The following is a 15431-nucleotide window of genomic DNA, read 5'->3' on the forward strand; positions in this document are numbered from 1 at the left end:
TACTTTCCAATAATTCATCAACTATTCCTATGCAAAAATAATATTTTATATTACTTCAAACTCTTCAATTTTATTCAATAATAAAATCAGGCTCAACTCCTGATTATAAATTTTGATTTCACAAAACTTTTTATGGTCTTTTTAAGAGTTCTATCAATTAGTTTTCATTTTTTGAATCCTTTTTATTGTGTCTTCTCAAATCAATTAGTTTTACAACTACTTTTTCCTTCCAAGTTGCTGGAATTTGGGCTTCAATTTCTTTTTTTAATTCTTTAATTTCTTTCTTATTATCCCCAAAATAAAATATCAAATAAATTCCATAATTTGCTTCTCTATTTTCTAAATATTTTTCTATAAGCTGTTTTTTTACAGATGAAATTAAATGAGGATTTTTATCTAATTTACATTCAATTCTTACTTTCCAATTATGTTTTTTTTCAGTAATTTCTATATCAGCTCTATATTTTTCTATCAATGCTTCTCTTGTAAATAAATCATTTGATTTCCAAAGGTTAATTAATCTGTTTCTACTATCTTCTTCAAGAATATGTCTTTCTGTATCATTTTGAACTTCCCAAAACATATCTTTCTCTTGGGTTTCATTTCTTTCTATTCGTTTTATTAAATAATCTAACTCAATTTCAACCTTCTTAAAAAACTGATACTCGTTTATCGGATGAGATTCAAAAACAAATTGCTTTAACTTTTTTATCTCCAAAATGTCAAAATCTAATTCTTCTTTACTTTTTTTGACAATAGCTCTTTTAATTATCTTATTCCAGTACTCAGAAATATCTTCATTATCTAATTTTTTTAATTCATCTACACTTAAAAAATCTATTAATTTATACCTAACAAAATTAATTGTTAAATCTAAATTCGATTGGTATCCAGAATGAATTGGCATTTTATCCTCAGAATCAAATTCTTTCAAAAAATTCCATACTAATCTAATTCTTTCGTCTTTTGATAAAAGATTGAAAATTTTTGAAGAATTACTATATTCATATACTGAAACATATAGCTTCACTAACTCATCCTTTGTTAAACTTTCTTCATTATAGATAAACTTATAAAAAATACTTAAAAGTTCTGAATCGTATTCTTTTTTTAATTCTTCCAATGTTTCTTTCTCAATCCTAAAATTATATACTTTCAAAAAAGCATCAATATTTTTATCTTTCGACAAATTTAATATATTTAAAAATTCTTTTAATTCTGAAAGTTCTGAATCTTCAAAATATTTTTTTAAAGTATTATAAAATTTCTCATCTATTGTTTTTATTGCCTCCAACAATGTTTCTTTAGCTAATTTTTCTTTTTCTTTCTCAAATCTATCAATAAAATTTTTGTTCGAAACTCCATTTGCAACCTTTTCCTCTTTAATTGATAAAAAATACAAATACTTTAATTTCTCATTAGAAAGTTTGCTTAAAACTTCTTTTATATTATCCTGGTTTAAATACAAGGATACTATAAAATCTATATCAATATACCTTATATTATTGAATTCTAAAAATACATTCTCTAAATCAATATATTCATCATAAAACTCAATAAAAATAAGTCCTTTTAAATACTCTTTTAATTTTTCAAATGTTTCCATACTAATATAGTCTTCTATTTCTTTGTCAAAATATATTAACTCTGATATAAAACTTATTGCTTTAAAATCTTTCAAAAAATCGTTTTCTTCCATTTCTCTAAAATATTCCTCATTTTTTTCTATTATTTCTCTTTTTTCATTTTCTTTACTTTTTTCTCTTTGTTTTATTTCTTCCTGAATCTTAAAAAATTGTTTTTTAAATTCTTCAAATATTTTTTCCATTTTATACTTTTTTGCAACTTCATCTAATCTTTCTAGATTTTTTTTATTTGCAAATTTAAGAATAACCTTAAAAAGTTCTTCTCTCAACTTTTCATTATCAATTTTTTCCATTTTTTCATCACACAAATCAATTATATTTATTGGAGTTTTTAATGAAAAAAAATATTCAAAATTAAGTATTTTAACAAGCAAATTTCCATTTTTTTCCTTCAAAATATCTTCTAAATAAAGTTTAAATATTTTATTTGCTAATTCGTTTAGTTTTTCGTCAGGCAATTTTTCAATTTTACTATTATATGGTTCTACTTCAATAGTTTCCCACGGTTTGTAATATTGTCTTACTTGCTTTAAAATACCATATATTTTTTTTGCATTTTTTCCATTATATCCGTTAATTAACTCATAATAAAAATTAGAAATAAAATACTTTACACAAAGAATTTTAGAAGAGTAATTATCTCTTTGATATTCCATTATTTTCTTTTCTAAAAGCTCAACTAATTCAATTTCTTTTTCTTTTGGGGTTTTAAATAAAAAATCACATGTATTTATAACTGAAGTTTCATTAAATGTTCCAATAATTTCAACAACTTCTTTAATTCCAACATTTTCTGGATAAATTTTATTTAAAATAGCAACTTGTATTCTATTATCCTCATCCTTAACCTTATTTTCCTTTAACGCATTTAAAAGTTCCTTTAATTTTACAACATCAAAATCCTGACTATATATAACACTAACTTTAAATCCATAGTTAAGATTATTATCATATAACTTCTCAAATAAAAACTTTTTAAGTTTTTTAGAAACTATATTATCCCTTATTATAAATTCAAAAACATATAAATAATGATTTTTCATTTTTATTGCTTCTTCTATTTCATCAATTATAAAATCATCTAATCCCTCATTATAAAATCCTTTTAATAAACCTCTAAGATAAAAATCTTCGGGATTAATAAAGTAAGGATTGATTTCTTTAGAGTATTTTTTTATAGACAAAAGAATTTTCTTCTTAAACTCAATTCCAAAATGATTATTTTCTCCATAAAGTAATTGATAAAAAGGATCAAAATCAATAAAATATTCATCCATACTAATAGAACAAAGCCATGCATATGTTCCTCTAAGCTCTGTATAAACATAATTATCATTTAAAAATAAACCTCTTATAATTTCTTTTGGAATTTTTCTTTTCTCTATTAAATAATGAAATATAAAATACGCTGCCAGGTATTCAGCAAAAATTCTATGTATAAATGTTTTATTTTTAAATAGTTTTGCATTTGAAACTAATTCTTCCAAAATTTCATATTCAAATCCTTTTTTATCACTGGATATTTTTTTTAAACACTCCTCTTCAAAACTTTCAATACTTGAAAACATATAAAAAAATGCCAGATATCCTAATTTTTCAATTAATTCATCATTGCTCTTTTTACTTAAATGTAATCTTTCCTTATGATAATTATTTTCTTCTAAAATTGCTTTTTCTATAAACTCTTCATATAGATTTATCTTATTATCAATATTTTTATTCATTAATTCTGTAGAAACTCTTAATAATTGAGGGGTAGATAAAAAACCCTTATCTTTAAATTTAGAAATAAACTCTTCTTCGTTTTCTACATTGTACAACTTAGAAAATTCTTCGATTTGTTCATCGTCAAGAGATTCTATATAATAAATTTCCACATTTAAATCTAAGTATTTTTCCAGAGTTTCTTTATTATTATCGCCATACCAATCCAGTTCTCTACAGGTCATAATAATTTTTAAACCATCAATAGCTTCCATTACTTTCTTAACTTTTCTTGCCAATTTTTTACTGGTATCCGTCTTTGATACTTCGAAAATTCTATATTCATCAAATCCATCTAGTAACAAAATAGAATTTTTAGCATTTTTATTAATCTCTTCTATAATTTCTTTTTCACAAAATTCCATAAAATCCTTTACAGAGAAAAAGGTTCCATTAAACTTTTCCTTTAAATGTTTTGCCAACCAACTCTTTCCGCTTCCAGGACTACCTAATATAATAGAAAATTGATTATCCAACAGTTTTTCATACTTTTTTCCTATTTCCGTCAAATTTATTTCAATAAATTTATCCATAAATTTCATCTCCAGTAATTGAAATAAGATAATCATTAGAAAGTGATTCTTCTATTTGTTTCATTTTTTTCATATAATACTTTAACAACCAATAATATTTTTCAAATATACGTTTTTGACCTTTGTATTCCTTAATGCTATTTTCTAGAAATTCTTCAAATTTAACCCTTTTTTCAGATGAAATATTTTCTAAAAAATCAACAAAATATAAAATACTCCCTTTTCCAAACATACGCTTTAAACCAAATAATTCATTTTTATCAGAATGATTAAATTTCCTTATTCCATTTAAAATTTCCTCAGTAGTAGCAATAACCGGCCATATTATATATTCAGATTCTAATTTATAAGCATTTGCTAACCCATTACTAATTAAAAAAATATCACTTTTTCTTTTTTCATATTTTTCATTTTCATATAATTTTTTCGAAATCGTTCCTAAAGATATTGCTCCTCGAATTAATTTTTTCTTTTCCAGTATAAATTCCATTTGTAATTTTGAAATAATCTCTATTAATTTTTTAAAATTAATCGTCGTTTCACAAACAAAAACAATACCATCAGAAATTTGAAAACTTTCTTTCGTATATACTTTTAATTCTTGAAATTTATCAAAAAATTTATCTCTAATATCAAATAAGTCATTATATATTTCTTCATTTCCTTTTTCTAATTCATTTCTAAAACCCAAGATATCGAGCCAGATATAAATATATTTATATTTATCATATGCATTTAAAAAATTATCTGAAGGATTTATTTCTCTCAACTTTTCCACTTTATCATCCCCCTATTATAATTTATAAAAAATAGTGTGTAAAATTGATCTCCTTTTATTCCTATTAAAAATTCTTCTTCCTAAATTGAATTTATTTTTTTTAAAGAATTTTTTAATATTCATTTATTAAAAAAATTTATTACATATAATATATTTTATCTCTTGGTGTTACCCAAGAACGGTGGGCAGCCTAAGTTTAACTAAAAAAATAGCATTTTAAGCAATGTAACTTTTTTCTAACAATTTTAAGGCTTCATCTTCTTTTTCTTGTGGAGTCATGTAATTGATAGAACTATGTATTCTTTTTCTGTTGTAAAATGATTCTATGTATTCAAATATTTTTATTTTTGCTTCTTCAAAGGTTTTATAGTTGTTTATATATATATTTCTTCTTTTTTTATTATAGAATGAAATGATTCTATTTTTGCACTGTCATATGGAGTTCCCCTTTTACTGTATGAATGTTGAATGTCTTTTTCTTTTAATAATTCATTGAATTCTTTACTTGTATACTGAGTTCCTAAATCACTGTGGAATATGATTCCTTGCGTTTCTTTTGTATTCATACATGCATTTTTCATTGCTTTTATTACTAGTTCTTTATCTATTTTTCTAGAATATGAGTATCCTATTATTTTGTTTGTATGCATATCCATTACACTTGCTAAATATGTCCAACCAGTTCCTTGTATATGTATGTACGTTATATCTCCACACCATTTTTGATTTATTGTAGTTGTTTCAAAATCTCGATTTATTATGTTTGGTAATTGTTTGATTTCTTCTTTTGTTTTGTGATTTTTAAATTTTTTTATTACTATTGAGTGGATTCCTAATTTTTTCATCCTTTTTTGAACTGTTTTTATATTAACCTTTATACCATTTTTTTCTAGTACTTTTTGTATTTTTGGTGCTCCATAACGTTTTTTACTATCATTATATATCTCTAATATTTTTTGATCCAGTATTTCATTGCGTAATCACCCCTTAGAATATTTGGAGAAAAAATAAGAAAATGATATCATTAAACTAAAGAAATGAAAGGGGTGTTTGGTATGAAAAATAGAAATAAGTATTCTCCTGATTTCAAACTTCAAGTTGTTAAAGAATATCTTAATTCTGATAAGTCTTTATCTGATGTCGCTAGTAAGAATGGTATCCCTTCACCTCATACTTTACATAAATGGGTTAAAACATATGAGGAATCCGGTTATGATGATAATGTCTTCAATTCTAAGAAAGGAAGACCTTAAGTCTATTATTTCTGATATTTCTAAAGTTCCACCTTTTATTTATGAGTCTGCTGGTATTATTAGAAATAATTCTGATGATTCTGCTGTTATGAAGAAAAAAATTGAATATTATGAACGTCTTCTTATTGAAAAAGAGTTGCTTATTAAAATGCAAGAAGACGAGATTAACTTTTTGAAAAAAAACACAGTCAGAAAAAGTAACTTTTATTGGTGATTTTTTACTTATTTTTAAATATAGAGATTTTGGTGTTTCTACTTCTTTTTTACTCTATCGTTATAACATTAGTCCCAGTTCTTTTATTATAATACCAGGTTGTTTTTTGTTGTCAAAAGAACCAGAAAATCTTCTTTTAAAGGTTATTCTTATACTAATGACGGTAAAAAAGTTTCTGATGATTATATTAAACAATTATTGATGGAATTATTATCTGTTAATGATTCTTTTAACCCTGAGTTCTTTTACAAAACTCTTGGCTCTAAGAAACTATCTGCTATATTCAGACAAAGGTTTAATATTATTATTAATCACAAAAAGATTCACAGATTAAGAAAGGAATTAAACCTCGTTAGATATTATCATTGTCATTCTAAACATCCAAGAAAAAGACCTAAAAATCACGATATTACCAGACCTAATCAATACTGGGAATCTGATATTAAGTTTATTCCTACTAAATATGATGGTTATATTCCTATTCTTAGTATAATTGATGCTTTTGATAGATCCATTGTTGGTGTTTATATTGGTAATTCTATTAAAGCTAAGCATCGCTTCGCGAAATTTAGGATGATAATATTATTTTTATTATAATAAAACCTTATCTCCTTAATTGGTCTTACCCAAGAACGGTGGGCAGGCTAAGTTTAACTAAAAAATAGCATTTTAAACAATGTAACTTTTTTCTAACAATTTCAATGCTTCATCTTCTTTTTCTTGTGGGGTCATGTAATTGATAGAACTATGTATTCTTTTTCTGTTATAAAATGATTCTATGTATTCAAATATTTTTATTTTTGCTTCTTCAAAGGTTTTATAGTTGTTTACATATATTTCTTCTTTTTTTATTATTGAATGAAATGATTCTATTTTTGCATTGTCATATGGTGTTCCCTTTTTACTGTATGAATGTTGAATGCCTTTTTCTTTTAATAATTCATTGAATTCTTTGCTTGTATACTGTATTCCTAAATCACTATGAAATATGATTCCTTGTGTTTCTTTTGTATTTATACATGCATTTTTAATTGCTTTTATTACTAATTCTTTATCCATTTTTCTAGAATATGAGTATCCTATTATTTTGTTTGTATGCATATCCATTACACTTGTTAAGTATGTCCAACCAGTTCCTTGTATATGTAATAAGTTATATCTCCACATAATTTCTAATTTATTGGGTTGTTTCAAAATCTCGATTTATTATGTTTGGCAATTGTTTGATTTCTCTTTTGTTTTGTGATTTTTGAATTTTTTTATTACTACTGAGTGGATTCCTAACTTTCTCATCTTTTTTGAACAGTTTTTATATTAACTTTTATACCTCTTTTTTCTAGTACTTTTTGTATTTTTGGTGCTCTATAAAGTTTTTTACTATCATTATATATCTCTAATATTTTTTGATCCAGTATTTCATTGAACTTTTCTAGATTACTTTTTTTATGATTTTTTGCTTTGTAATATGTGCTCCTTGCAAATTTTAATACTTTACATATCATTTTTATTGGATAATATTTTTTGTATCTTTCTATGAATTTTACTATTTCTCTTGTTGTTTTCGTGCAAATATGGCTGTAGCTTTTTTTAATATTTCATTTTCCATTCTTAATTGTTGTAATTCTTTTTTCATTTTTTCATATTCCTTTTTGCTAAATTCACCGTTTGCTACTGGTTTTGTTTCTTTTATCCAATTATATATTGTTACTGCACTTATGCCATATTCGTCACTTAATTCATATACTTTTTTCCCCATTTCATGCAATTTTACTATTTGCTCTTTAAATTCATCACTATATCTTTTACCATTTCTACTCATTTGGGTCACCTTCTTTCTATTTTTATTATACTATTCTTTGTTAACTTTTTGGTGCCCACTTTTTTTGGTTAAATCCAATTAAATCTTTCATAATAAATAAAGTGATCTAAGGAATATTTTTATTTAAAATATTATTATATATTAATTCAACAATATCTTCTCCAGCTTTACCTAAAATTTTATTTGCAAAACTTTTTGATAAGGAAATTAATATATCTTTAAGATCTTTTTTATTAACTAGATTTATAATTTCATTGTTACTCTTAAAATTTTTCTTGTTTTTATTAATTATTTCTTTCAAATTCTCCATTAATTCATTATTACCTTTATTGTTATATTCATTATTAAAAAATAATATTCCAAGATGGAATAAATCGATTTTTAATAAGTCTTTATTGAATGAATAATCTGGATAAATTCCGTTTTCATAAAATAAATTTATTAATTCATCTTTAAATAATTTATTTTCCACTACAATAGTGATTTTTCCAGTTTTTTTAATTTCATCAATTAGAATGCTTTGCTCTTTCATTAATTTTATAAATGTTTTTAATATTTTCCCTTTTTTTAATTCCATTTTCTCATCTATATGCCACATATTATAAGATTTTTTAATTAAGTTTTGTGCTGTATTTCTATCTGTCTTTAAAATATAAGTAATAATGTCTAATACATCTTTATTATTTTGTTTCTCTTGATTTCCAATATCTTTTTTTAATTTAAAATTGCTAAAATAAATAGATGGAAAAACATTAAGATTGTTATCAGATAGTTTTTTCATTAGTTCATCCACTATTATTAAATTTATGAGAGTTTTAGAAACACCTATATAACCATTTAAATCATATAATTTTAAAATTCTTTCACCAATATCTTTACATAATTCATTATATTTATCTTCAGATATATCTAGTATATCTTTAACTGTAATGTTCATTATAATGTCCTCCTATTCAAAAAATAATTTTTGGATAATATATAAACTTCAAAAAGTTATTCCATATCACCTTTCAAAACTTCATTAACCATATCACACGAAATGCTATTTCCTGCTAAAAATGCTTCCATACCTCCAGAAAAATTAAATTTCACATTTTCTTCACCAAATATACCTTCATACTTCTCTATTAGATTTGTTTTGTCTTTAAATTTCTCCCTGGCATCTTTAGCATCATACCATCTATTGCTTTTATTATTTTGAGAATAATCAATAACATATGCTTCTCTTTTTCTTCCATCACTAAATACATTAAAAAAGATTCTCCTTATTTGTAAATCATCTTCTGGAAATGAATAACCTATAAATACATATCTCTTTGCTTTCCTTAAATAATTAATAGTTTCTTCTTCCCATTTCTCTATTAAATATACAAAATTTCTTTCTACATAACTTTGATAATATAATGGCGAATCTACTATCCTTGTTTCAGTCCCACAATTTGGACATTTAAGATAATCTTTATTTAACATCTCATAATGCTCATCTTTGAAATCTCCAAAGTTTCCAAAATAAGTATTACAATGCGGACATACTCTTGTTCCAAACATTCCATGTAATGCTATATATTTCATAATTCTATACGGCTTTTCATTTCTTTTATTATTTCTTTGAATAGATCCTTCATCCATACTATATATAAATTTATTTTCTTTTTTTATAAGAAGTTCTCCAAAATCAAGATATAACCCTACATCATTTGATATATGATTAAACTTATTATTTAACTTCATTAACTCATAAAAAATTATTCCATCCCAATTTGGTGTAATTACTCCAAATGATGAAATATAATATTCTGGTTCATATGGTTTGTATTTTGTTATTTTTTCATAATGTTCTTCTATCATAAACTCCTGTAAACATTCACAAAATTCTCTATAATGATTAAACTCATTAATTTTATTCTTAAACCCTTCATATTGTGCTTTTTGAACCATATATTCAACTGTTTTTTTTATCCTATATAGTTTATCAACATCAAAATATTCATTTTTAATCTTCAATCCTTTTTTCTTTTCTAAATTATAATCAAGCAATGTAAATAGATTAGGTAAAAAATAATTATCATTTCCTCTTATAATTTCTGAGATTTTTTTTAATGATTCTATTTCTAACATTTTACCTATTTTATTATCATAAACAGCTTTATCAATAGCTAGAAAATCTTCTTCTCCATCCAAATATCCTTTTATCTTTTTAGATAAATCAAATGTAGTTAATCCTCCGGCACTTCTTGAAAAACCAGCACCAATAAATAATATTGTTTCTGGCAAATCTATATTTTTACTTAAACTCATTTATATTACACCTATCCAATTGATTTCAAAAATTTCAGGGAATTTTTTGATTAAAATGTTGCAATTGCTAACACAATTTTTATATTTTATATCAGCTTTTATTTTTTTCCCTTTCAATTCTAATAAAGCTCTAAAAGATATCTTAGGATCGACACATATTATAATTTCTCTCGATTTTTTTTGAAGAATTTTTTCATTGTTAGTACTATCATCTTTATTATTTAGAGGGATTTTTTCATCAATAATTTCATATTCTTCATCTAGTTCAACTTTTAACAACTTACAATTAGAATTTTCATAATAAACTTCTACAACTCTTCCTTTTATTTCCATATTTCCACCCACCCTTTCATTAAAAATTTTAGTATATAAATTTTATCTCCCATATTTAGTAATTTCTAAAGTTTATATTTAAATTATATCATAAATAAAACAAAAAATTCACTTTATAACAAAAGTAATATGTTTTTTCTACTATTAATTAATCATTTAAGTAATTAATTATATAAAAAATTTATTTCATTTCCCCAGATTGCCCTTCAGTAATGATATTTGCCAATAATTTCTTAATTATTATCATACAATAATAATATTTTATACTCCATCAACAAACACTTTGATTTAATTCAATAATAAAAACCGGGCTTCTGCCCGGTTCAAATTATAATTAAAGTACTTGCATTTTTTTATAATATATTCATCAATATTTCTTTTTCTGAGTTCATATTTATTATTACAACTTACTTTGTATATTTTTTCCACAATCTATTAAATTCTTTTTCGTATTCTTTAGAAATATAATCACTATGTATGACAAGAGAATTTTCATCATTATTATATTGTGCTGAATTAGTAAAATTAAATGATCCTGTTAATGTTATCTTATCGTCTATTATCATCGTTTTATGGTGAAATGTTTTATCATTTTTATCTAAAATTACATTAACTCCATTTTCTTTTAAATAATTTATTTGTGCCCAACTGTAATTTGACTGATATTCTTCTGCTATTACTTTGACATCAATACCTCTATTCTTAGCTCGTATAAGAGCATCTGCTATTTCTCTTTTGCTAAATGTAAATATCATAATATGTATTGATTTTTTCGCATTGTTGATTAATTCTATAATTCTATCTGTTAAATCATCTTCAGGTGTAAAATATGGTTCTATTAAACCACTATCAAATTCTACCTTTTTATATGGCTTATTATCCAATGATTGTTTTCCGTAATATCCTTTTTCAAACATTTCATTAAATTCATTCATATAATCCTGAGCTAATTCATTTGAAAATATAACTATAGAATTATTAGAATTATATCCAAAACCATTATTTGTAAAATTAGTACTACCAGTTATTACACAATATCCATCAATAATCAAAAACTTATTATGCATTAATTTATAATTTTTGTCATGTTTGGTCTTTATTCCAACTTTACTTAATCCACTTATATATGAATTTATATTATTTGTTTCATAAACTAATCTTACATCAATACCTCTTTTATTTAATTCTTTCAATTCAGTTATAAAAGGATAATAATTGACATCATAAATTGCCATCCATACAAATTTTTTTGCTCCATCAAGTAATGATTTTATATATTTCCAATTAGCTTTTTCGTTATTTCCTTCATCAAAAAACAATACTGTAGAATCATCTGTAATATGATGAATCTCTAATGATATAGATGTCGCATTTTTCAAATCCTCAAGATGATAATCTGCTCTCCAAAAATAATTTTTACCATCAAAATATTCTCCTGGTAAATTTAAATCTTTTTGAGTAATTATCCATTTTCCTTCTGAAATAGAAAATGCACTTATAAATAACAAGAAAAACATAGATAAAAATATAATCTTTTTCATACATAGACCTCCTATAACATAATTTTTACATTAAAAAGTTGACTATCATACAATTATGTAGTATAATTTTAGTATCTACAAAAAGATATAATAGTCGAGTGGTGATACTATGGATTTAAAAGAAAAATTAAAAATTTTATCCGGTGCTGCTAAATATGATGTTTCATGTTCTTCCAGTGGAAGCAAAAGACAAAATACAAAAAAAGGGTTAGGTAATGCTGCCAGTAGTGGTGTATGCCATAGTTGGACCAGTGATGGAAGATGTATTTCCCTTTTAAAGATTTTATTTTCAAATGCCTGTATATATGATTGTGCTTATTGTATTAATAGATCAAGCAATGATATTAAGCGTGCAACTTTTACTGTCGATGAAATAGTTAATTTAACTATAAATTTCTATAAAAGAAATTATATTGAGGGATTGTTTTTAAGTTCTGCAATCATAAAAAACCCAGATTATACAATGGAACAAATGTTAAAAGTTGTAAAAAAATTACGTTTAGAAGAAAATTTTAACGGATATATACATTTAAAAGCTATACCCGGAGCTGATTTAAAACTTATAAGAGAAGCTGGATTTTATGCTGATAGACTAAGTGTAAATATTGAGCTTCCCAGTGAAAAAAGTTTAAATTTGTTAGCTCCTCAAAAAAAGAAAGAATCTATAATAAAACCTATGAGTTTTATTGGGCAAAACGCACTCGCTAATACCGAAGAAAGAAAAAAATATAAAAAAGCGCCTTTATTTGTACCAGCAGGGCATAGCACTCAATTAATAGTTGGCGCATCACCAGAAAGTGATTTTCAAATTCTTAAACTTGCAGAAGGATTATATAAAAAATTCAATATGAAAAGAGTTTATTATTCCGCTTTTATAAGAGTTAACAATGATAAAAGATTACCAAATATCAAACCTCCGTTGAGACGTGAAAATAGGCTTTATCAAGCTGATTGGCTTTTAAGATTTTATAAGTTTTCTGCTCATGAAATCCTTGATGAAAAACATCCCTTTTTAGATGAAAATATTGATCCTAAAACTTCTTGGGCTTTAAGAAATTTCAACTATTTCCCTGTCGAAATTAATAAAGCTTCTTATGAAACCTTACTCAGAGTACCTGGAATAGGTGTTAAATCCGCTTTAACTATTGTAAAAGCAAGAAAATATGCTCCTATTACATTTGATGAATTAAAAAAGATGGGAGTCGTTTTAAAAAGAGCAAAATATTTTATAACTTGTAATGGAAAATACTATTCAAATCAGTTTTTGACTCCTGAAATAATAAGAGAGGAATTAACAAAAAACAAAGAATACCAAATCCCATTATTTCCATTAACTGCAATTGAAAAGGCGGTGTAAAAATGAAAATAGTTTTGTACGATGGTTCTTTCCAGGGTCTTCTAACCATTATTTTTAATACCTATAATGAAAAGAAAATACCTGATATGATTTTTAGGCAATATAATCCAAGTATATTTAATATAGATAATATCCAAACAGATTATAAAAAAGCTGCTATTGTCAATGAATTCATTATAAGAAAACTTAACAAAACTATTTTAAAAAACATTTACCTCGCTTATTTATCGGAAATAGAAAATATAGAAGTTGATATTATAAAATATTTTAATCTTTCATTAAAGATTAATAGCAATGCAGAATTACATATTGAAAAAGATTACATTATAAGGATTAAAAATGCTATATCTAAGGTAATAAATGAAAAACATAAATTTCTTGGATTGATTAGATTTAGAAAATTATCAAATGGTATATTATATGCACCATTTGAACCAGATCATAATATAATCACATTGCTTTCAAAACATTTTATTAATAGATATCCTAATAATAAATGGATTATCCACGATATTAAACGAAACCTGGTTCTTTCATATAACAAAAAAGTAGAATTGTCCAAAATCAATGAATTTGATAATGATTTCTACTTAAAAGAAGAAAATTTATCTTATGAAGAAATTTCTTTTCAAAATCTTTGGAAAACTTATTTTAATAACACAACCATTACTGAAAGAAAAAACAAAAAATTGCAAAGGCAATATATGCCAACACGATATTGGAAATATCTTATAGAGATTTAACCAGCTCAATATATTCTTTTTGTTTCTTTTTATATTCTTCAAATCTATTTATCTTTGAATGTTTATCAAAATATTCCAGAATTTCTTTTTCAAGCTTATCAGCATTTTGATATTTTCTCTTTAGTTCATTTAATATTTCTTTTATTTTTGCTCTAAAATCTTCATAACCTATCATTTCATAAAGATATAAAGAATACTTTTTTAAATCTTCAAAGGCAAATGTATTTTGCCCTTTTATCATAAGCCATTCTAATATGAATCTTTTTAAATTTTTTTCTACATAGAAAACAAAATCTTCAGCTGGAACATATGGAGGTTCATGTATTATTGTTATATCTTTTTCAGGACAATAATATGTTTTAAACATACTATTTTTAGGTTCAATTTTTGCATACTCATTCCCATTTTCATATATTAATCTTGAAGCTAATAATAATGCAAAATCTTCACCACGAGGTATTTCTAAAGGATAAAACATCTTTTCAGCATATTCTTTTCGAATTATCATATTTCCACCAAATCCAAAGATAGATTCTTTTAAAGAGTTATCCTTGGATAATCTTACAATATCTTCATCCATAGATTTAGACTTTTTCCAACTTTTTAATTCATCTTCGCCAAGTATCCTTATCGTACCATCTTTTTCATATGGTGCTGTTATCAAGTATTTATCAGGGTTATTATTAAGAATTTCTTTTGTTTTAATAATATAATTTTCTCTCAATAATTCATCATCATCTATCTGTATAATAACATCTTCATTATTCATTATGGGAAATAAAAGCCCTTGATTTCTTATTTCCGAATATCCTTTTGTCGAAAAAAATTCTGAATTATACTTTTTTCTATATTCTTTTATATCTGTGTTTGTATATATATAATATTTAAATTTTGATTTTTTTAGTATTTTTTCTGTTTTTTCTCTAATCTCATCATCTTTGGATGTATCTTCATGTGCTGCTATAGAAAAAACATAAACACTTAATTCATCATCTAAATCTAAATTTAATTTATTAATACTTTCTATTGTTTTATGCAAAGTATTTTGTTCTTCAAACTTTTCTAATAAAGTAGGGTGATCGAAGTAATCAATTATATCTTTATTTATTCGCACATATGTGTTTATAACAATTGCAAATTTCACTAAATTCC

General features: G+C 24.1%; 17 protein-coding genes. 5 read left to right on the forward strand and 12 right to left on the reverse strand.

Going from position 1 to position 15431, the window contains the following annotated elements:
* Window positions 1-157 precede the first annotated feature (157 nt).
* The 4 genes from ACZ5CK_RS06420 to ACZ5CK_RS06435 form a co-directional block, all read right to left on the reverse strand.
* Window positions 158-3943, reverse strand: coding sequence for an NACHT domain-containing protein (locus ACZ5CK_RS06420; RefSeq protein WP_464581008.1), 3786 nt, complete (start codon window positions 3941-3943; stop codon window positions 158-160).
* The gene (locus tag ACZ5CK_RS06425) at window positions 3936-4721 is read right to left on the reverse strand and encodes a hypothetical protein (RefSeq protein ID WP_464581009.1); all 786 of its coding nucleotides are present in this window, start codon (window positions 4719-4721) and stop codon (window positions 3936-3938) included. The genes ACZ5CK_RS06420 and ACZ5CK_RS06425 overlap by 8 nt, the downstream gene beginning before the upstream one ends.
* 216 nt (window positions 4722-4937) lie before the next feature.
* Complete coding sequence (locus tag ACZ5CK_RS06430; RefSeq protein WP_464582967.1) at window positions 4938-5138, reverse strand: IS3 family transposase; 201 nt, start codon at window positions 5136-5138, stop codon at window positions 4938-4940.
* Window positions 5096-5689: an IS3 family transposase gene (locus tag ACZ5CK_RS06435; protein ID WP_464582968.1), complete on the reverse strand. Its 594-nt coding sequence runs from the start codon at window positions 5687-5689 to the stop codon at window positions 5096-5098. Before ACZ5CK_RS06435 ends, ACZ5CK_RS06430 begins: the two co-directional genes overlap by 43 nt.
* Before the next feature lie 87 nt (window positions 5690-5776).
* On the opposite strand from ACZ5CK_RS06435, the gene ACZ5CK_RS06440 reads away from it, so the two are divergent.
* The 3 genes from ACZ5CK_RS06440 to ACZ5CK_RS06450 all read left to right on the forward strand — a co-directional run bounded on the left by ACZ5CK_RS06440 (window position 5777) and on the right by ACZ5CK_RS06450 (window position 6785).
* The gene (locus ACZ5CK_RS06440) at window positions 5777-5974 is read left to right on the forward strand and encodes a transposase (RefSeq protein WP_464581010.1); all 198 of its coding nucleotides are present in this window, start codon (window positions 5777-5779) and stop codon (window positions 5972-5974) included.
* Window positions 5934-6188 carry a hypothetical protein gene (locus ACZ5CK_RS06445; protein WP_464581011.1) on the forward strand — a complete coding sequence of 85 codons (255 nt, stop codon included), beginning with the start codon at window positions 5934-5936 and terminating at the stop codon, window positions 6186-6188. The genes ACZ5CK_RS06440 and ACZ5CK_RS06445 overlap by 41 nt, the downstream gene beginning before the upstream one ends.
* 99 nt (window positions 6189-6287) lie before the next feature.
* On the forward strand, window positions 6288-6785 hold the full coding sequence (locus tag ACZ5CK_RS06450; RefSeq protein WP_464581012.1) for a hypothetical protein: 498 nt from the start codon (window positions 6288-6290) through the stop codon (window positions 6783-6785).
* 72 nt (window positions 6786-6857) lie between these two features.
* On the opposite strand, the gene ACZ5CK_RS06455 is transcribed toward ACZ5CK_RS06450, so the two are convergent.
* The 7 genes from ACZ5CK_RS06455 to ACZ5CK_RS06485 form a co-directional block, all read right to left on the reverse strand.
* Window positions 6858-7382 (reverse strand): IS3 family transposase, encoded by a 525-nt coding sequence (locus tag ACZ5CK_RS06455; RefSeq protein ID WP_464581013.1) that lies wholly within the window; start codon window positions 7380-7382, stop codon window positions 6858-6860.
* Between the two features lie 95 nt (window positions 7383-7477).
* Window positions 7478-7690, reverse strand: coding sequence for an IS3 family transposase (locus tag ACZ5CK_RS06460; protein WP_464581014.1), 213 nt, complete (start codon window positions 7688-7690; stop codon window positions 7478-7480).
* Window positions 7691-7731: 41 nt separating this feature from the next.
* Window positions 7732-8007, reverse strand: a complete 276-nt coding sequence (locus ACZ5CK_RS06465; RefSeq protein WP_464581015.1) for a transposase — start codon at window positions 8005-8007, stop codon at window positions 7732-7734.
* 106 nt (window positions 8008-8113) lie between these two features.
* Complete coding sequence (locus ACZ5CK_RS06470; protein WP_464581016.1) at window positions 8114-8944, reverse strand: hypothetical protein; 831 nt, start codon at window positions 8942-8944, stop codon at window positions 8114-8116.
* Window positions 8945-9000: 56 nt separating this feature from the next.
* Window positions 9001-10305, reverse strand: a complete 1305-nt coding sequence (locus ACZ5CK_RS06475; RefSeq protein WP_464581017.1) for a hypothetical protein — start codon at window positions 10303-10305, stop codon at window positions 9001-9003.
* Window positions 10306-10638, reverse strand: a complete 333-nt coding sequence (locus tag ACZ5CK_RS06480; RefSeq protein WP_464581018.1) for a hypothetical protein — start codon at window positions 10636-10638, stop codon at window positions 10306-10308.
* Between the two features lie 407 nt (window positions 10639-11045).
* Entirely contained in the window at window positions 11046-12179 is a 1134-nt protein-coding gene (locus ACZ5CK_RS06485; RefSeq protein WP_464581019.1) for a phospholipase D-like domain-containing protein, read from the reverse strand.
* Between the two features lie 109 nt (window positions 12180-12288).
* Between ACZ5CK_RS06485 and ACZ5CK_RS06490 the strand changes: the two genes are divergently transcribed.
* Together ACZ5CK_RS06490 and ACZ5CK_RS06495 are read left to right on the forward strand one after the other, a co-directional pair.
* Window positions 12289-13536 carry a putative DNA modification/repair radical SAM protein gene (locus ACZ5CK_RS06490; protein WP_464581020.1) on the forward strand — a complete coding sequence of 416 codons (1248 nt, stop codon included), beginning with the start codon at window positions 12289-12291 and terminating at the stop codon, window positions 13534-13536.
* A 2-nt stretch (window positions 13537-13538) separates the two neighbouring features.
* Entirely contained in the window at window positions 13539-14279 is a 741-nt protein-coding gene (locus ACZ5CK_RS06495; protein ID WP_464581021.1) for a TIGR03915 family putative DNA repair protein, read from the forward strand.
* Here ACZ5CK_RS06495 and ACZ5CK_RS06500 read toward each other — a convergent pair.
* Window positions 14266-15423 carry a hypothetical protein gene (locus tag ACZ5CK_RS06500; protein WP_464581022.1) on the reverse strand — a complete coding sequence of 386 codons (1158 nt, stop codon included), beginning with the start codon at window positions 15421-15423 and terminating at the stop codon, window positions 14266-14268. The two genes, ACZ5CK_RS06495 and ACZ5CK_RS06500, sit on opposite strands and share 14 nt — an antisense overlap.
* Between the last annotated feature and the right edge of the window lie 8 nt (window positions 15424-15431).

The sequence above is a fragment of the Marinitoga okinawensis genome, assembly GCF_055387075.1.